Source organism: Comamonas sediminis (assembly GCF_041107495.1).
GTDB lineage: Bacteria > Pseudomonadota > Gammaproteobacteria > Burkholderiales > Burkholderiaceae_C > Comamonas > Comamonas sediminis.
Map to the genome: position 1 here is coordinate 269,385 of NZ_JBGBDC010000004.1, position 17,423 is coordinate 286,807.

A 17,423-nucleotide genomic window follows, 5' to 3' on the forward strand; every position below is an offset into this window, starting at 1 on the left:
TTGTTGAAGCGATGAGTGGCGCAGAAGTTCAATTGGTTGCTGGCGTTGAGTAATAAATTGGTACAAAGGGCAATTTGATTTTTTTAAATTCTGACACATAGTCAGCTGTTTTTGCACAAAAATCATATGCTCGCTGGTTATATGGCAAGCTAAAAACCAATGCATATAAATACTATTCAAAATTTTTCCCGCCTCAACACCTCCACCCCCTAAACCGCCACCGTCCCCCCATCCACCGGCAACGTAACTCCATTCACATAACTAGCCAGCCCCGACACCAAAAACACCGCCGGCCCGGCCAGTTCCTGCGGCACGCCAATCCGCCCGGCAGGAGTCCGCTGGATAAAGCCTTGCAGGCGCTGCGGGTTGTTGCGGGTGGCTTCGGTCATGGGGGTGTGGATGACGCCGGGGGCCAGGGCGTTGACGCGGATGCCGTCGCGGCCCAGGTCGAGGGCCAAGGTTTGGGTGGCCATTTTGACGGCGCCTTTGGAGGCGGAGTAGCCCATGGCGTTGCCCTGGGCGATAAAGGCCGCGCCGGAGGCGATGTTGAGGATGCAGCCGCGCGTAGCGCGCAGCGCAGGCAGCCAGGATTGCACCATGTTGTAGAGGCCAAAGACGTTCACATCGATGACCTGGCGCAGGTGGCGCGATGCCTGGGGGTGGTCGATGCCTTCGCGGATCAGCAGGCCGGCGTTGTTGACGAGGGTGTCGACCGGGCCGATGTCGCTGCCGACGTGGGCGGCCAGCGCCTGGCAGGCCTCCAGATCGGTGACGTCGAGCGCAAAGGCCCAGCCGTCTACGCCTGCGGCTTTTACCTGGGCCAAGGTGTCGGCGCAGCGTGCAGTGTCGAGATCGGTCACGATGACGCGGGCGCCAGCCTTGGCAAAGCTGATCGCAATGGCCTGGCCGATGCCGCTGGCCGCGCCGGTGATGAGGGCCAGGCGGCCTTGCAGCAAGCCGGGCGTCTCGGGGAAATGGCTGGGGGCCTGGGCTGGGACAGGGGCTTGCGTGGGTACGGATGTTAGTTCGCTCATGCTTATGCTCCTTGTCCAGTTTGGCTGCGGCTCTGGCGTTCGGCTTGGTTGTGGGCCTCCAGCTGCGGTGCCGCCTGTCGTGCCTGGCGGGTTTCCAGCCAAGCGTAGAGCTGGCCGATGATGCCCTTGCGGAACAGCATCACGACGACGACAAAGACGAGGCCCTGGATGATCAGCACCCACTCGGCCATGGCGACCAGGTAGTTCTGCATGCTGACGATGATGGCCGCGCCAATGACAGGGCCCAGCAAGGTCTGCAGGCCGCCGACGATGCAGATGAGCAGCGCCTCGCCCGAGGTGGTCCAGTTCACATCGTTGAGCGTGGCCAGCTGGAAGGTGATGACCTTGAGCGCACCGGCCAGGCCGGCGAGCGCGGCTGACAGCACAAAGATCACCAGCTTGTAGCGCAGCACCTGGTAGCCCAGCGACTGGGCGCGTGCCTCGCTGTCGCGGATGGCGCGCAGCACCTGGCCGAAGGGCGAGTAGACGATGCGGTAGATGAGCCAGAAGGCGGCGGCGACCAGGGTGGCGGCAAAGTAGTACAGGGTGGTGTTGTCGGCCAGCGAGATAAAGCCAAACACCTCCGGCCGGGGCACGTTCTGGATGCCATCCTCACCGCCGGTAAAGGGCAGGCGCAGCGCAAAGAAGTAGATGACCTGGGAGAAGGCCAAGGTGATCATCGAGAAGTAGATGCCATGGCGGCGGATGGCCAGCAGCCCGGTGACGACGGCCACGGCCATCGCGCAGAGCATGGCCAGCAGGATGGCGGCCGAGCCATCCCAACCCCAGACCTTGATGGCATGCGCGGCCGCGTAACCGGCCGTGCCAAAAAACATCGCATGGCCAAAGGAGAGCAGGCCGGCGTAACCCATCAGCAGGTTGACCGATGCGGCCAGCAGCGCGTAGCACATCAGCTTGATCAGAAAGACCGGGTAGGCCACGAGCGGCGCCAGCAGCAGGGCCACCAGCGCCAGCACCAGCAAGATGGTGTTGGTGCGTTGTGAGAAGAAATGCATGTTCAATCCTTGGGAAAGACAAGAGCTTGGGTGGAGACCCAGAGGGCAGGGCGGTGCGGGCGCATCAGTGCGCTCTGCCAAACAGGCCGTTGGGGCGCACGGCCAGCACAATGATCATCACGATGAAGATGACCACACCGGCACCTTCGGGGTAGATGACGCGGGTCAGGCCCTCGATGGCGCCCAGTGCAAAGCCGGTGATGATCGATCCCATGATCGAGCCCATGCCGCCGATGACGACCACGGCAAAGACGATGATCATCAGGTTCGAACCCATCAGCGGGCTGACCTGGTAGATGGGCGCGGCCATCACGCCGCTGAAGCCGGCCAGGCCCACGCCCAGCGCATAGGTCAGGGTCAGCATGCGCGGCACATTGATGCCAAAGGTGCGCACCAGCGGCGTGTTCTCGTTGGCGGCGCGCAGGTAGGCGCCCAGCTTGGTTTTTTCGATGAAGTACCAGGTCACCAGGCAGACCGCTAGGCCCGCCAGGATCACCCAGACGCGGTACATCGGCAAAAAGCTCAGGCCCACATCGATGCCGCCTTGCAGCGGGTTAGGGTAGGGCTGGCCGCTGACGCCGAACCACAGGCGGAACGCGCCCTCCATCAGGATGGAGATGCCAAAGGTGAGCAGCAGCGCGTAGACATGGTCCACCGCGTACAGGTGGCGCAGCATGGTGCGCTCCAGCAGGATGCCAAAGGCCGCCACCACCAGCGGCGCCAGGATCAGCGCCCACCAGTAGCTCAGCCCCAGGTAGTGCAGCAGGCCCCAGGCCACAAAGGCGCCCAGCATGTACTGCGCGCCGTGGGCAAAGTTCACCACATGCAGCAGGCCGAAGATGATCGACAGGCCCAGGCTCATCAGCGCGTAGAACGAGCCATTGATCAGGCCCACCACGAGCTGGCCGATCAGCGCGGCTGTCGGGATTCCGAAAAGAGTATCCATTGTGTTGTCTCCACCTGTCACAGTCCCAGCAGTGCTTCGATCTCGTCACGCCGCGTTTCCAGCTCGGCGCGGTGGAAGTGGCTGGCCACGCGCCCTTCCTCGATCACGTAGAAGCGGTCGGCCACCGATGCGGCAAAGCGGAAGTTCTGCTCCACCATCAGCACCGTGTAGCCGCGCGCTCGGATCATCTCCAGCGTCTGGCCGATCTTCTGCACGATGACCGGGGCCAGCCCTTCGGTAGCCTCATCGAGCAGCAGCAGGCGTGCGCCGGTACGCAGAATGCGGGCAATGGCCAGCATTTGCTGCTCACCGCCCGACAGGCGGGTGCCCGGGCTTTTGCGGCGCGCCTGCAGGTTGGGAAAGACCTGGTAGATGTCTTCCACCGTCAGCCCGCCGGGGTGCAGCACGGGCGGCAGCATGAGGTTTTCTTCGGTGCTGAGGCTGGCAAAAATGCCGCGCTCTTCCGGGCAATAGGCCACTCCCAGGTGGGCAATGGCCTCGGGCGGCAGGCCTTCGGTGGGCTTGCCCTGGATGCGGATCTGGCCCTCACGCTTTTTGAGCAGGCCCATGATGGCGCGCAAGGTGGTTGTCTTGCCGGCGCCATTGCGGCCCAGCATGCAGACGACCTCGCCTTCGCCGACATGCAGGTCGATACCGTCGAGCGCCAGCGTTTCGCCATACCAGGCGCGCAGGTTCTGCACCTGCAGCATCTGGCGCGGTGCGGTGTTGGTGTTGCCGTTGTTGGCGTTGGCGTTGTGGGTGTTCTCAGGCATGGGCGGCCCCTCCGACATAGGCTTCAATGACCCTCGGGTCGCGCGATACCTCGTCATAGCTGCCTTCGGCCAGCACCTGGCCGGCCTGCAGCACGGTGACGGTCTCGCACAGCTGCGATATCACCTTCATGTTGTGCTCCACCATCAGCACGGTGCGCCCCTGCGCCACCTTGCGGATGAGCTCTACCACCGGCCAGATGTCCTCATGGCCCAGGCCTGCCATGGGCTCGTCCAGCAGGATCATCTCCGGCTCCATCGCGATCGTGGTGACCAGCTCCAGCACGCGCTTGCGGCCATAGGGCAGGTCGCAGGCCTTGACGTTTTTCCAGCGCGTCAGGCCCACGCTATCGAGCAGGTCCATCGCACGTTCGTCCAGAGCGCTCAGCACCTTGACCGAGCGCCAGAAGGTGAAGGTGCCGCCGGTCTTGCGCTGCAGCGCAATGCGCACGTTCTCCAGCACCGTCATGTGGCTGAAGACAGCCGCAATCTGGAACGAGCGCACGAGGCCCAGCGCCGACACGCTGGCCGGGTCGCTGCGCGAGATATCACGCCCGTTGAACAGCACCTGGCCCGAGCTGGGGCGCAGGAAAGTGGTCAGCAGGTTGAAGCAGGTGGTCTTGCCGGCCCCATTGGGGCCGATCAGCGCATGCACCGAATGGCGCTTGACCTTGAGGTTCACGTCCTTGACGGCATAGAAACCGCTGAACTGGCGGCAGAGCTGGCGCGCTTCCAGGATGGGGGCATCGGCCTCGGGGGGAGCAGTCATCGCAGCGCCTCCGGTCAGATGAAGGACTGGGTGGCGCCGCCGTCGACCAGCATCGATTCGCCGGTGACAAAGCGGCTGTCGTCAGACGCGAAAAAGCAGGCGGCGCGGGCAATGTCCTGCACCGTGCCCAGGCGCCCCATCGGCGTCTTGGCGATGCGCAGGCGCACTTTTTCTGCATCGACATTGATGCCCACGCCTTCGGTCGGGATGGAGCCGGGGCAGACCGAGTTGACGCGGATGCCGCGTGGCCCCAGCTCTGCCGCTGCTGCGCGTGACAGGCCCAGCGCCCCGGCCTTGACGCCGCAGTACACCATGCCCTGGGGCATGCCGATAAAGGCGGCCGCCGAGGCGATGTTGACGATGCTGCCGCCGTCGTCCATGGCTTCTGCTGCCGTCTGGATGCCCCAGACGATGGAGTTGAAGCCGGTGCCCACCATGCGCTGCAGCGCCTCTGGCGTGATGTCGGCAATCGGGCCGTAGCGCACCCAGATGGCGTTGTTGACCAGGATGTCGAAGCGGCTGTAGCGCTGCTTCAGATCGGCAATCGCGCTGCGGAAGCTGTCGCGGTCGGCCACATTGCCGCCATAGGCATGGGCGCGGCCGCCCTGGGCCACGATGGCTGCGGCCACCTCAGCGGCCTTGTCCTCGGCGCGGTCCAGAATGCCGACGCTGCCGCCCTCGTCAGCGATGGCCTGGACGATGGCGCGGCCGATGCCTTGTGCGCCACCGGTCACGAGTGCGACCTTGCCTGCAAAGCGTTGTGTCATGGTGTTTGTCTCCTGGTCTCAATAAAAATAAGGTTCGCCGCACCGGTCTCAGCGGGGGCTCTGGCTGTCGTCAAAACGCGCTTCTTCCAACCCTGTCGCCGCCAGGCCGTCGATGACGAAGACGGCCCCCGCATCCGGGTGGCTGGAGCGCAGCAGGTTGCCGCTGTTGCTGATCGAGGTGAGGTAGAGGGTCTGCAGCGCCGGGCCGCCAAAGGCCGGGCAGGTGATGAAGGCATCGGCGGGGAAATCCACCGTGGCCGCCAGTTCGCCATTGGGCGTAAAGCGGGCCAACTGGCCGTTCAGCACCATGGCCACCCAGAGATAGCCCTGGGCATCGACGGTGGCGCCATCGGGCGCCAGGCCCAGTGCGGCGGTGTCGATAAAGGCCTGACGCGCGCCGCAGGCGCCGGTGGCCGGGTCATAGGCATAGCGCCAGATCTGGCGCGCCGGGCTATCGGCAAAGTACAGCCAGCGGCCGTTGGGGCTGAAGCAGGTGGCGTTCGCGACCTGAAAACCCTGGTCCAGCTCGCGCAGGCGGCCATCACCGCTCAGCTGGTAGAGCTTGCCGGTGGGCGACTGCGGCGTCATGCTCATCGAGCCGACCACAAAGCGGCCACCCCGGTCGCAGCGCCCGTCGTTCAGGCGCATGCGCTCAGCGCTGTGCTGCACCTGCACGCCCATCGGCGTGGTCTGGCCGCTGTCCGGGTCCAGAAAATGGAAGTCATCCTCCAGCGCCAGCAGCAGGCGCCCGCTGCGGCACAGCGCGATGGAGCCGATATGGGCATGCAGCGCCCACTGCTGCTGCCGGCCATCTGCCGGCCAGTAGCGGTGTACCAACTGGGCGCGGCCATCAATCCAGTACAGCGATTGCGTGGCCACATCCCACAGCGGGCATTCACCCAGCAGATCGCGCTGGGGCAGCAGAGGATGGATGCGCGCGGCCAACGCCGGCGCGGTGAGGGCGTTCATGTCTTGTCTCCTGGTGCGGCAGCCAACGGGGCGTGGCTGCTGCGGCTGCGCCGGCCTTTTCTGGTGGGGCCGTGCGCGTACCGGGCGGGTGTTTTAGTTAGTGGGCAGCTGTTGCGGCCGGCAGCTGGTAGCCTTTGAACTGCTCGCGCAGCCGGGTCTTGAGCAGCTTGCCGGTAGCCGTGTGGGGCAGCTCATCGACAAACTCCACCGCATCGGGCAGCCACCAGCGCGCGAGCCGGTCCTTCATGAAGTCCAGCACGTCCTGGCCGCTCACATCGGTGCCGGGCTTGCGCACGATGACCAGCAGCGGGCGCTCTTGCCAGCGCTCGTGGTGCACGCCGATGACGGCGGCTTCCTTCACAGCGGGGTGCGCCAGCGCCAGGTTCTCGATGTCGATCGACGAGATCCATTCACCTCCGGACTTGATGACGTCCTTGGCGCGGTCGGTGATCTGCACAAAGCCTTCGTTATCAATCCGGGCCACATCGCCGGTGCTGAACCAGCCTTGCGCATCCAGCGCCGAGCCGGCTTCTTGCCCGTAATAGGCGGAGATGACCCAGGGGCCGCGCACGCGCAGCTCGCCAGGGGCCGGATCGCCGGGCGGCAGCTGCTGCCCCTCGTCATTGAAGATGGCCACATCCACGCCATACATGGGCCGGCCCTGGCGGGCGCGCACATCGATGCGCTCATCGCGGGCCAGTGCCTCATGCTGGGGCAGCAGGGTACTGACGGTGGCAACAGGGCTGGTCTCGGTCATCCCCCAGGCCTGGTTGGCGGTCACGCCCAGCAGGCTGTCGAACTGGTCGATCATCGCGCGGGGCGCGGCAGAGCCGCCCATCATGATGCGTTCGAGCTTCAAGGCATCCTTGTCGCCGGCGGGCAGGCTTTCCACATACTGCAAAAAGCCCATCCAGACGGTGGGAACGCCCAGCGAGAAGGTGCAGCCCTCGTCGCGCATCAGCTGGTACAGCGCCTTGCCACTCAAGTCCGGCCCGGGCAGCACCAGCTTGGCGCCGCACATGGCGCTGGCATAGGGCAGGCCCCAGGCGTTGACATGGAACATCGGCACGGTGAGCAGCACGCAATCACGGGCGCGCAAGGCCAGGCCATCGGCCGCGCAAACCACCCAGGAATGCAGCACCGTGGAGCGGTGGCTGTAGAGCACGCCCTTGGGGTTGCCGGTGGTGCCCGAGGTGTAGCACAGCGATGAGGCGCTGTCTTCGGCCAGCTCGGGCCAGTCAAAATCGCCCGCGTCCTCGGCCACCAGGTCCTCGTAGCACAGCAGCGGGGCGGGCAGGTCCATGGCCGGCATCTGGCCGGGCTGGCACAGCGCCACATAGGCCTTCACGGTTGAGAGGCTGGGCGCCAGCTCGGCCACCAGGCTGGCAAAGCTCAGGTCAAAGAACACATAGTCGTCCGCCGCGTGGTTGAGGATGTAGCGGATCTGGTCGGCAAACAGGCGCGGGTTGACGGTGTGCAGCACGGCACCGGCGCCCGATACGGCGTAGTACAGCTCCAGGTGGCGGTGCGTGTTCCAGGCCAAGGTAGCCACGCGTGCACCGCTGGCCATGCCCTGGCGCAGCAGGGCGGCGGCCAGGCGCCGCGAGCGCTGGGACACGGTCAGCCAGTTCGAACGCGTGAGCGCGCCATCCGGCGTGCGGGAGACGACTTCCACCTGGGGATGAAAGCGTGCTGCATGTTCCAGCAAGCCGGAAATCCGCAGCGCGCGCTGCTGCATTAGCCCTTGCATGTTGCTCCTTGTTTTGTTTTATATACCTGTCGGCAGGTAAAAAGTTTAGCAGCCGCAGCAGCGCTGCAAGCCCGGGATTACCCTGGACCTGTCCCCTCCAAAACGCTTGCGGGGAAACCCTGTTGCTTACCGGTCGGCAAGTAGGCATGATGCAGCGAGAACAAGGCGGAGGCGGCCTGCCATCCCCTATCGAGCCGGTGCCCCGCTGCGGTGTGGCGGGGCGGCCGGCACCAGCCAGCAGGAGACAAAGAGCAATGGACAATCACACAATCCACCAGGTGGATGCGGTCATCGTGGGCGCCGGTTTTGGCGGTCTGTGCGCAGTGCACAAGTTCCGGGAGATGGGGCTGAAGATCCAGGCCTTCGAGGCTGGCGGCGATGTGGGCGGCGTCTGGTACTGGAACCGCTACCCCGGCGCGCGGGTGGACCTTCCCAGCATCGACTACAGCTTTTCCTTCTCGCCCGAGATCGAGCAGGAATGGACCTGGTCCGAGCAGTTTGCCGCGCAGCCCGAGCTGATGCGCTACTTCAATTTTGTCGCCGAGCGGCTGGACCTGCGCAAGCACTACCAGTTCAACACCCGCGTCGACAGCGCCCGCTGGGACGATGCCCGCCAGCTGTGGGTAGTACGCACCAACCGGGGTGAGTGCTATGAGGCGCGCTACTGCATCATGGCGACCGGCCCGCTGTCGGTGCCCAAGGAGCCCGAGATTGAAGGCATTGCGCGCTTTGGCGGGCAGATTTTGCGTGCAGCGCGCTGGCCGCATGAGCCGGTGGATTTCAGCGGCAAGCGCGTCGGCGTGATCGGCACCGGATCGACCGGCATCCAGATCGTGCAGGAAGTGGGCAAGCAGGCGGGCGAGCTGTTCGTGTTTCAGCGCACGCCGAGCTTTACGATGCCGATGCGCAATGTGCCGCTGGAGCCCGCATACGTGGCCGAAGTCAAGCGCCACTATGCCGGCATCCGTGAGCTGGCGCGCAACAGCAATGTGGGTGGCGTGCGGCCGCAGTCCAGCCGCCCGTTTTTCAGCGTGACGCCAGCGCAGCGCCGGGCGCTGCTGGAAGATGCCTGGCTGCAAGGCGGCCTGGCGATGCTGGGCACCTTTGCCGACCTCATGCAAAACGAGCAGGCCAACGAGGAAGTGGCCGAGTTTGTGCGCGGCAAGATTGGCGAGGTGGTGGACGACCCGGCCACCGCCGAGGCGCTGAAGCCGCGCGGCTACCCCATTTTTGCGCGCCGCCCCTGCCTGGACACCGGCTACTACGAAACCTACAACCAGCCCCATGTGCATCTGCGCGACTGCATCACGGACCCGATCGTGTCCATCACCGAGAAGGGCGTGCGCACGCAATCGGGCGAGGTGGAACTGGATGTGCTGATCTTTGCCACCGGCTACGACGGCCTGACCGGCGCGCTGCTGGCCTTTGAGGTGGAAGGGCGCGACGGCCTGACCGTGCAGCAGAAGTGGAAGGAGGGCGCGACCTCGTGCCTGGGCATCATGATGCATGGCTTCCCCAACCTGTTCATGACCACCGGGCCCAACGGCCCTTCGGCGCTGGCCAATGTGGTGCGCACCAGCGAGAACGATGTGGACTGGACGGCCGCTGCCATCCGCCACCTGCAGGCCCATGGCTTGAGCAGCATCGAGCCGAGCGCGCAAGAAGAGCAGGCCTGGATGGACCTGGTGCATTCGCTGGCGCCGCGCACCCTGCTGTCCAAGGCCAAGACCTGGTATGTGGGCGCTAACGTGCAGGGCAAGGCCCCGGGCCTGACGATGTTTACCGGCGGCTTCCAGAAGTACCGCGAGCACTGCCTGGCTGCTATCCACAAGGGCTTCAGCGGCTACCACTTTGCGCAAAAGCGCGAACGCGAGCGCGCGGCAGACGCCAGCGCAACAGTGGAAAACGCCGCGCACTGATACCCTGGGTTTTCAAGCCCCTGGACGGCCGCATGGCCCCCGGGGGCTGTGCCTGCCTGCACCCCGCAGGGGGCATTGTTGTCTTCCACCAAGAGCTGCCAGCCATGAGCAACGTCACCTTTCACAGCGCAGACGGGATAGGCCGTATCTGCATCTCCCACCCGCCGTTGAACCTGTTCTCGCACCGCCTGCTGACGGGGCTGAGCGCCGCGCTGGCGCAGTTTGAGGCCGATGCCTCGCTGCCGCTGCTGCTGATCTACTGCGAGGGCCCGTCCTTTGTCGCGGGCGCGGACATTGCCGAGTTCGACAACCCGGCCTTTTCTGCCGAGGCCATCAATGCGCTGCTGAACCGCATCGAGGCGCAGACGCGCCCGGTGGTGGTGGCCCTGCATGGCACGGTGCTGGGCGCCGGCATGGAGCTGGCCTTGGCCTGCCACTACCGTGTGGCGCAACAGGGCACCAGGCTGGGCCTGCCCGAGGTGAAGCTGGGCATTCTGCCCGGCGCAGGCGGCACCCAGCGCTTGCCGCGCCTGGTGGGCGCAACGCTGGCGCTGGACATGATGCTGAGCGGCCGCCCGGTGCCCGCGCAAGAGGCGCTGGCCAGCGGCATCGTCGATGCGGTGGAAGAGGGCGACCCGCTGGCATTCGGCCTGGCCTTTGGCCGCCAGTTGCTGGCCAAAGGCGGCCAGCCGCGCCGCTTGAGCGCGCAAAGCGCCCCGCCCGGCGAGCACAGCCCGGCCATTACAGCAGCGCTGGACGCTGCGCGCAAGAGCCCGCAGTACCCCGCCAAGGAGGCCATCGTGCTGTGCGTGCAGCAGGCGCTGAATGGGGACTTTGCCAGCGGCGCGCGTGCCGAGGCCGAGGCCTTCAACCGCCTGCTGCCATCGGCGCAGTCGCGCGCACTGCGGCATCTGTTTTTTGCGCAGCGCCGCAGCCGGCAGATTCCCGGTCTGGAGCGGCAGGTGCCGGCCGGAAAGATCGAGCAGGTCGGCATTCTGGGGGCCGGCACCATGGGCAGCGGCATTGCGATGTGCTTTTTGAACGCCGGTATCCGCACCGTGCTGGTGGATGCTGCAGCTGCTGGGCTGGAGCGCGGGCTGCAGCTGATTCGATCGACCTACGAAGCCCAGGTGGCCAAGGGCCGCATGGGTGCCGAGCAGGCCAGCGTGCGCCTGGCCTTGCTGACCACCTCACTGGACGACCAGGCGCTGGCGCCCTGCGATCTGGTGATCGAAGCGGTGTTTGAGGACATGGCGCTGAAGCTGCAGGTCTGCCGCCGCCTGGGCGAGGTCTGCAAACCCGGCGCCATCATCGCCAGCAATACCTCGACCCTGGATGTGGATGCGCTGGCCCAGGCCACCGGGCGGCCAGCCGATGTGGTCGGCATGCACTTCTTCAGCCCGGCCAACATCATGCGCTTGCTGGAGGTGGTGCGCGGCGCGCACACCGCCCCGCAGGTGCTCAAGACCGTCATCGACCTGGCCGGCAAGATCGGCAAGACGCCGGTGGTATCGGGCGTCTGCTTTGGCTTTATCGGCAACCGCATGGCCGAGGTCTACCTGCGCGAGGCCGAATTTTTGCTGATGGAAGGCGCAAGCCCCGCGCAGATTGATGAGGCCGTGCAGGCGCTGGGCCTGGCGATGGGCCCTTGCCGCATGCTGGATATGGCCGGGCTCGATGTGGGCGCCAAGACCGTCATCGAATGCGGCAAGGCCGGCGGCCTGCCGCCCGATGCCAGCTACCGCGCGGTGGTGCGCAAGATGTTTGAACTGGGCCGCTTTGGCCAGAAAACCGGCCTGGGCTACTACCGCTACGAGGGCCGCCAGGCGCTGCCCGACCCCGAGACGGGCCGCATTGCTGCAGAACTTGCCCAGGCGCATGGCATTGCCCAGCGCGGCGATATAGCAGCGCAGGAGATTGTCGAGCGCCTGCTCTACAGCATGGTCAACGAAGGCTGCAAGATTCTGGACGAGGGCATTGCCTACCGCGCCAGCGATATCGATGTGGTCTGGGCGGCCGGCTATGGCTTTCCGGATTTTCGGGGTGGGCCGATGTTCATGGCCGAGCAGATCGGCCTGGCGCAGATCGTGGAGCGGCTCGAGCACCAGGCCACGACGCGCGGCAACCGCTATGGCTACTGGAACGTATCGCCGCTGCTGCAGCGGCTGGCCGCTGAGCGCCAGGGATTTGACAGCTTGCAAGCGGCCTGAGGGCCTGAGCACCAGCGCCTCAGCGCCGCAACCCCATCACCATCCAGGAGCACCGCCATGAAAGACGCCGTCATTGTTTCCACCGCCCGCACGGGCATCGGCCGGGCCTACAGGGGCTCGCTCAACCACACCCGCTCGCCCCACCTGATGGGCCACACCATCGAGCACGCGGTGGCGCGCGCCGGGGTGGACCCGGCGGAGGTGGACGATGTGATCGTCGGCTGCGTGCTGACCGGGGGCACCGCCGGCATGAACCTGGCACGCAATGCCTTGCTGGCCGCAGGCCTGCCGATGAGCGTGGCGGGCCAGACGGTAGACCGGCAATGCGCCTCCGGCCTGATGGCGATTGCCAGCGCAGCCAAGCAGGTGCTGGTCGATGGCATGCAGGTGGTGGTGGCAGGCGGCTGCGAGAACATCACCGCCGTGCAAACGCCCTATATGGAATGGGCCAGCCGCGAGCGCGACCCGGCCGTCATCGCCCATGCGGCCCATGCCTATATGCCGATGCTGCAAACGGCCGAGCATGTGGCGCGCCAGTACCGCATCAGCCGCGAGGCGCAGGATGCCTATGCGCTGGAGTCGCAACTGCGCACCGCACGCGCCCAGGCCGCTGGCCTGTTCGACCGCGAGATCGTGCCCTTCAGCACCCAGATGGCGGTGACCGACAAGCTCACGAAGGAAGTCAGCCTGCAGGACGTGACCCTGGCCCGCGACGAAGGCAACCGACCCGACACCAGCCTGGAAGGGCTGGCCGCCCTCAAACCGGTGATCGAGGGCGGCGTCATCACCGCCGGCAATGCCAGCCAGCTGTCGGATGGCGCATCGGCCTGCGTGGTCATGGATTCGGTACTGGCCGAGCGCCGGGGCCTGGAGGTGCTGGGCATCTACCGGGGCATGGCGGTAGCAGGCTGCGCGCCGGAAGAGATGGGCATCGGCCCCATCTATGCGATCCCCAAGCTGCTGGCCCAGCACGGGCTGGGCGTGCAGGACATTGGCCTGTGGGAGCTGAACGAAGCCTTTGCCTGCCAGGCGCTGTACTGCCGCGACCAGTTGGGCATCGATCCCGAGCGCTTCAATGTCAACGGCGGCGGCATCTCCATCGGCCACCCCTATGGCATGACGGGCGCCCGCATCGCCTGCCACGCGTTGCTGGAAGGCCAGCGCCGGGGAGTGCGCTATGTGGTGGCCACCATGTGCGTGGGCGGGGGCATGGGGGCCGCCGCGCTGTTTGAGGTGGCCTGAGATGCAACTCGACTACGCCAGCATCCGCCAGACCCTGGATTTTTTGCTTTATGACTGGTTAGACGTAGAAGCGCTCAGCCGCCATGCGCGCTATGCCGGCCACGACCGGCAGACCTATGGCGCGGTGCTGGACCTGTGCGAGCGGCTGGCCGCCGACAAGTTCGAGCCCTTCAACCGCCTGGTCGACCAGCAGGAGCCGCATTTTGACGGGCAGCAGCTGCATCTGCCCGATTGCACACCGGCGGCATGCGCTGCCTATGCCGAATCGGGCATGCTGGCGGCATCGCACGACTACGAGGTGGGAGGGATGCAGCTGCCCTGCGTGGTGGAGATGGCGGCCAATAGCATGGTTTCGGCAGCCAGCATCGCCCTCAAGGCCTATTCGATGCTGACAGCGGCCAATGCCGGACTGCTGATGGCCCATGGCACGCCCGCGCAGCAAAAGGCGTTTGCGCTGCCGCAGCTGCAAGGCCGCTTTTTTGGCACGATGAACCTCAGCGAGCCGCAGGCCGGCTCCAGCCTGTCGGACATCACAACGCGTGCTGTGCCCGATGGAGATGACTTTGCCAACGACCCGCTGGGCCCGCGCTACCGGCTGGCGGGCCGCAAGATGTGGATCTCTGGCGGCGAGCATGCGATGGGCGAGAACATCGTCCACCTGGTGCTGGCCAAGGTGCCCGACGACAGCGGCCAACTGCCCGCAGGCGTGGGCGGCATCTCGCTGTTCATCGTGCCCAAAGTCCTGGTCGATACCGAAGGCCGGGTGACCGGCGAGCGCAACGACATTGCACTGGCCGGGCTGAACCACAAGCTCGGCTACCGGGGCACCGTCAACACCTTGCTGCACTATGGCGAGCAGGGCGGGGCCATTGGCTACCGCGTGGGCGCGCTGGGCGCGGGCCTGCAGTGCATGTTCCACATGATGAACGAGGCCCGCATCCAGGTGGGGCTGGGCGCCACGATGCTGGGCTACGCCGGCTACCTGCAATCGCGCGACTATGCCCGCCAGCGCCCCCAGGGCCGCCCGGTCGCTGCCGGCCAGAAGGTGGTGAAGAACGCGCAGCAGCCACAGGTGCCGATTGCCGAGCATGCCGACGTCAAGCGCATGCTGCTGGCGCAGAAAAGCTATGCCGAAGGCGCGCTGGCGCTGCAGCTGTACTGCGCCAGGCTTGTCGATACCCAGCGGGCCGGCGCGCCGCAGCAGGCCGATGCCGCCCAGTTGCTGCTGCAGGTGCTCACCCCCATCGCCAAGAGCTGGCCCAGCCAGTGGTGCCAGGAGGGCAACAGCCTCGCCATCCAGGTGCTGGGCGGCTATGGCTACACGCGCGACTACGCGGTAGAGCAGCACTGGCGCGACAACCGGCTCAACATGATCCATGAAGGCACTCACGGCATCCAGGCCCTCGACCTGCTGGGCCGCAAAATGCGCATGGACGGCGGCGCCGCCTGGGCCTTGCTGCACGCCGAGATCGCACAAACCGTCGCCGCTGCCAGAATGGTCCCCGCATGCACCCCCTGGGCCGACAGCCTGGCCACCGCCACCCAAGCCCTACAAGCCGCCACCGATGCCGCCTGGTCCAGCGGCAACGCCCAACTGGCCCTCGCCAACGCCACCGCCTACATGACCGCCTTCGGCCATGTCACGCTGGCCTGGTTGTGGCTGGATGTCGCCGTCAAAGCGCATGCTGGCATGGCCGCTGCCGATGCGAGTCAGCAGGCCTTTTTGCAGGGCAAGCTGAATTGCGCACGCTATTTTTACGCTTATGAGCTGCCGCTGGTGCAGGCCTGGCTGGCGCCAGTGATGGCGGGGGAGGGGTTGTTTTTGGAGGTGGAGGGGAGGGGGTTTTGAGAGGGCAACGATCTGTCTTCGTGGCGGATGTGTTGAGGCCCCTTTCAGCGCATGATGTAACTTCTATAGGTGGGTTGAGCGTCATTCGTTCGCTCGAAGTGAGGCTTGCTGGGCATAGCGACTTGCGAATACGCCGATTGCATAGAAGCACGACAGCTTTAGGCTGACTGCGGTCGTCCAGCTTTGGTGAGCTAATGACCGCTGAGGCCGGTAGCAGCCAATCAGAAAAGCCTCATAGGTTCGTCGACGGAGCGGGTGCGGAAACAGTCGTCGCAAAGCCGAAGCGTCCCTGGCCCGGCCGCCGGCCTGCTCACCAAGGCGTAATCACGGATCGGTTCATCCGCACAGACACTGCATACGTCAGAGCTTCCCGCCGCCTGAATGGCCGCTTCCGTCATTGCGGCTTGTTTTGGATTCCATTCGCGCAACGAAGCAAACCATTCAGGTGTATGGGGACGAAGGAGATTGGTGGGCGCGGGCTCGAGCAGTCCTCTACGCTCAAGCCAGGCAGTTGCCGCTTTGACGCGCCGAGCATGAAACTGGGTCAGGAGGTCGTACAGCTCTACCTTCAGCGCGAAGTATTGACGAGGGTGCAATGTGTTCAAGGTCACGTAACCCGCATGGTTCAGGACAAACCGGTTTTGGCACAGCTTCTCGTCTCCCAGTAGCTCTTCGCAGTATCTCTGCTTGCGTTCCCCCGAGCCATCATGCCCCTCCATCAAAGCGACGTGATACTGCCAGGAATTCCTTTCGAATTCCTCTCGCCAAAGCTCCAGGTACCTTGAAGAGCGCAGGGCTTGGACAAAGTGAGCATCTCCCTCCGGATGCTCCACTAGGTAGGCATCGATGTCGTTGAGTGATTCAATGTCAGAACACAGCTTACGGGCCTCCAGAAGCAAGGCATTGGTTGAGTCGCGCATGGCCTGGACGTTGTCAGTATCCTCACGCCAGTCCGCCTCTTCTTCCGGGCTGAGATTCCTGAGCACATTAGGCACTTCCGTAAGCGCCGCGCTCTTCATGAGCTCCCCGGGATGGCAGAAATCAGCATCTGATACCAAGTTCACGCCTGCATCGCGATAGGCTTGTGCAACCAAACGGGAGCAGAACTGCCTCCTGCCAGCCACGAAACCAGCCAACACGCTCTTGGCAGCGCCGGTCATCGTGTATCGAGTACCAACCCTAGCTCTGGCGAAGGAGATGACTGAGCGCAGTTGGTCAGTTGTCAGTGGCTCCACAAGTCGAAGCACATGACCCGCGCATCCTGGCTCAAGAATGATCCGCTCAAGGTTGCGTGCATGAACACCGTCGCCAGTAGAATCGATCACACTCGACTTACCTACACAGATCATGGCGTGAGAGATGTCTGCGCCAGTGATTTTGCGGATCGTTTGGCTCACCGGTTCGGGCGTGGTCGTCAGAACAACATCGCCGACTTGGATGAGGCCGGTGACGAAAACCCTAGGCCGCAGTTCCGATTCGCTCATTTCACAACTCCGATTGAGCACCGATTCGGCGCAGATACTGAATGAGGGGGGCGTAGCTATCTGGCGGCTCCGAAACGAGCTAAAAAACATCTACAGCAACGAGGGAAGCTGCGCGGTACAAAGGTAATCGATAAGGTCGTCATTCTCCAGCACTGATGCATAGAAAACATGCTCCCATGCGTTCAGCGACGGCTCCGCCGCTCCGACCCTGAATGTTTCCAGTGTCTGACGGATATCCTGCCCGGAGTTTCTCATCGCAGAAGTCAGCCGTAGCAGTCGCCTATACTGGTTGCGAAAGTAGGTTGCATATCTGAGATGGATTGCCAGCTCGCGTATATGCTTACGGACCAGCCCAGCGTCGGCCTGCTCCAGATGATCCGCGATCTCCAAAGAAAAGGCTGGCGCTTCAAATGGTGCCTCTATTTTCAGGTACACCACCCGTTCAGCTACAAAGACATCGAAATACGGATGGATGAAAAATCGCGGAAACCTCGCATCTCCCACCTTCGTCCCCTTGGCAAGCTGGCAGGCGTCGCACATGGGGAAGAGATTGACAGGCGTCACGCAGAAATGAGGGTAGACGTCTTTGGGAAGATAGTGATCGAGCGTATTCGGGCGCCCCAGTTCGCCGCATGCGGGGCATATCGGTAACTCGTGCTGCCGCATGTCTTGCAACATCTGGCCTTGGACTGACGTCT

At 64.6% G+C, this 17,423-nt stretch carries 14 protein-coding genes; 4 read left to right on the forward strand and 10 right to left on the reverse strand.

Going from position 1 to position 17,423, the window contains the following annotated elements; genetic code table 11:
• Positions 1-209: 209 nt before the first annotated feature.
• The 8 genes from AB7A72_RS11370 to AB7A72_RS11405 all read right to left on the reverse strand — a co-directional run bounded on the left by AB7A72_RS11370 (position 210) and on the right by AB7A72_RS11405 (position 8,021).
• Positions 210-1,034, reverse strand: coding sequence for an SDR family NAD(P)-dependent oxidoreductase (locus AB7A72_RS11370; protein WP_369460024.1), 825 nt, complete (start codon positions 1,032-1,034; stop codon positions 210-212).
• 2 nt (positions 1,035-1,036) lie between these two features.
• The gene (locus AB7A72_RS11375; RefSeq protein WP_239812551.1) at positions 1,037-2,050 is read right to left on the reverse strand and encodes a branched-chain amino acid ABC transporter permease; all 1,014 of its coding nucleotides are present in this window, start codon (positions 2,048-2,050) and stop codon (positions 1,037-1,039) included.
• A 64-nt stretch (positions 2,051-2,114) separates the two neighbouring features.
• Positions 2,115-2,996, reverse strand: a complete 882-nt coding sequence (locus AB7A72_RS11380) for a branched-chain amino acid ABC transporter permease (RefSeq protein ID WP_021028133.1) — start codon at positions 2,994-2,996, stop codon at positions 2,115-2,117.
• A gap of 17 nt (positions 2,997-3,013) precedes the next feature.
• On the reverse strand, positions 3,014-3,706 hold the full coding sequence (locus tag AB7A72_RS11385; protein WP_369460135.1) for an ABC transporter ATP-binding protein: 693 nt from the start codon (positions 3,704-3,706) through the stop codon (positions 3,014-3,016).
• Between the two features lie 55 nt (positions 3,707-3,761).
• Positions 3,762-4,535 carry an ABC transporter ATP-binding protein gene (locus AB7A72_RS11390; protein WP_369460025.1) on the reverse strand — a complete coding sequence of 258 codons (774 nt, stop codon included), beginning with the start codon at positions 4,533-4,535 and terminating at the stop codon, positions 3,762-3,764.
• A gap of 14 nt (positions 4,536-4,549) precedes the next feature.
• Positions 4,550-5,302 (reverse strand): SDR family NAD(P)-dependent oxidoreductase, encoded by a 753-nt coding sequence (locus AB7A72_RS11395; RefSeq protein ID WP_369460026.1) that lies wholly within the window; start codon positions 5,300-5,302, stop codon positions 4,550-4,552.
• Between the two features lie 48 nt (positions 5,303-5,350).
• Positions 5,351-6,271 (reverse strand): SMP-30/gluconolactonase/LRE family protein, encoded by a 921-nt coding sequence (locus AB7A72_RS11400; RefSeq protein WP_369460027.1) that lies wholly within the window; start codon positions 6,269-6,271, stop codon positions 5,351-5,353.
• 97 nt (positions 6,272-6,368) lie between these two features.
• The gene (locus AB7A72_RS11405) at positions 6,369-8,021 is read right to left on the reverse strand and encodes a long-chain-fatty-acid--CoA ligase (protein WP_369460028.1); all 1,653 of its coding nucleotides are present in this window, start codon (positions 8,019-8,021) and stop codon (positions 6,369-6,371) included.
• A 254-nt stretch (positions 8,022-8,275) separates the two neighbouring features.
• On the opposite strand from AB7A72_RS11405, the gene AB7A72_RS11410 reads away from it, so the two are divergent.
• The 4 genes from AB7A72_RS11410 to AB7A72_RS11425 all read left to right on the forward strand — a co-directional run bounded on the left by AB7A72_RS11410 (position 8,276) and on the right by AB7A72_RS11425 (position 15,241).
• The gene (locus tag AB7A72_RS11410) at positions 8,276-9,940 is read left to right on the forward strand and encodes a flavin-containing monooxygenase (protein ID WP_369460029.1); all 1,665 of its coding nucleotides are present in this window, start codon (positions 8,276-8,278) and stop codon (positions 9,938-9,940) included.
• A gap of 104 nt (positions 9,941-10,044) precedes the next feature.
• Positions 10,045-12,150 carry a 3-hydroxyacyl-CoA dehydrogenase NAD-binding domain-containing protein gene (locus AB7A72_RS11415; RefSeq protein ID WP_369460030.1) on the forward strand — a complete coding sequence of 702 codons (2,106 nt, stop codon included), beginning with the start codon at positions 10,045-10,047 and terminating at the stop codon, positions 12,148-12,150.
• 57 nt (positions 12,151-12,207) lie between these two features.
• Positions 12,208-13,392: an acetyl-CoA C-acyltransferase gene (locus AB7A72_RS11420; RefSeq protein ID WP_369460031.1), complete on the forward strand. Its 1,185-nt coding sequence runs from the start codon at positions 12,208-12,210 to the stop codon at positions 13,390-13,392.
• Position 13,393: 1 nt separating this feature from the next.
• Positions 13,394-15,241 (forward strand): acyl-CoA dehydrogenase, encoded by a 1,848-nt coding sequence (locus tag AB7A72_RS11425; RefSeq protein WP_369460032.1) that lies wholly within the window; start codon positions 13,394-13,396, stop codon positions 15,239-15,241.
• A gap of 221 nt (positions 15,242-15,462) precedes the next feature.
• Here AB7A72_RS11425 and AB7A72_RS11430 read toward each other — a convergent pair whose 3' ends face one another.
• Together AB7A72_RS11430 and AB7A72_RS11435 are read right to left on the reverse strand one after the other, a co-directional pair.
• A complete protein-coding gene (locus tag AB7A72_RS11430; RefSeq protein WP_369460033.1) occupies positions 15,463-16,725 on the reverse strand; it encodes a YiiX/YebB-like N1pC/P60 family cysteine hydrolase in 1,263 nt (420 codons plus the stop codon).
• 90 nt (positions 16,726-16,815) lie between these two features.
• Positions 16,816-17,403, reverse strand: coding sequence for a hypothetical protein (locus AB7A72_RS11435; protein WP_369460034.1), 588 nt, complete (start codon positions 17,401-17,403; stop codon positions 16,816-16,818).
• Positions 17,404-17,423 lie beyond the last annotated feature (20 nt).

Excerpts from the sequence above, each read along its gene's own strand:
- AB7A72_RS11425 (WP_369460032.1), top strand. The coding sequence starts at position 13,394 with ATGCAACTCGACTACGCCAGCATCCGCCAGACCCTGGATTTTTTGCTT.
- AB7A72_RS11400 (WP_369460027.1), bottom strand. The coding sequence starts at position 6,271 with ATGAACGCCCTCACCGCGCCGGCGTTGGCCGCGCGCATCCATCCTCTG.
- AB7A72_RS11415 (WP_369460030.1), top strand. The coding sequence starts at position 10,045 with ATGAGCAACGTCACCTTTCACAGCGCAGACGGGATAGGCCGTATCTGC.
- AB7A72_RS11380 (WP_021028133.1), bottom strand. The coding sequence starts at position 2,996 with ATGGATACTCTTTTCGGAATCCCGACAGCCGCGCTGATCGGCCAGCTC.
- AB7A72_RS11375 (WP_239812551.1), bottom strand. The coding sequence starts at position 2,050 with ATGCATTTCTTCTCACAACGCACCAACACCATCTTGCTGGTGCTGGCG.
- AB7A72_RS11435 (WP_369460034.1), bottom strand. The coding sequence starts at position 17,403 with ATGTTGCAAGACATGCGGCAGCACGAGTTACCGATATGCCCCGCATGC.
- AB7A72_RS11405 (WP_369460028.1), bottom strand. The coding sequence starts at position 8,021 with ATGCAAGGGCTAATGCAGCAGCGCGCGCTGCGGATTTCCGGCTTGCTG.
- AB7A72_RS11410 (WP_369460029.1), top strand. The coding sequence starts at position 8,276 with ATGGACAATCACACAATCCACCAGGTGGATGCGGTCATCGTGGGCGCC.
- AB7A72_RS11390 (WP_369460025.1), bottom strand. The coding sequence starts at position 4,535 with ATGACTGCTCCCCCCGAGGCCGATGCCCCCATCCTGGAAGCGCGCCAG.
- AB7A72_RS11385 (WP_369460135.1), bottom strand. The coding sequence starts at position 3,706 with ATGCTGCAGGTGCAGAACCTGCGCGCCTGGTATGGCGAAACGCTGGCG.
- AB7A72_RS11370 (WP_369460024.1), bottom strand. The coding sequence starts at position 1,034 with ATGAGCGAACTAACATCCGTACCCACGCAAGCCCCTGTCCCAGCCCAG.
- AB7A72_RS11420 (WP_369460031.1), top strand. The coding sequence starts at position 12,208 with ATGAAAGACGCCGTCATTGTTTCCACCGCCCGCACGGGCATCGGCCGG.
- AB7A72_RS11395 (WP_369460026.1), bottom strand. The coding sequence starts at position 5,302 with ATGACACAACGCTTTGCAGGCAAGGTCGCACTCGTGACCGGTGGCGCA.
- AB7A72_RS11430 (WP_369460033.1), bottom strand. The coding sequence starts at position 16,725 with ATGAGCGAATCGGAACTGCGGCCTAGGGTTTTCGTCACCGGCCTCATC.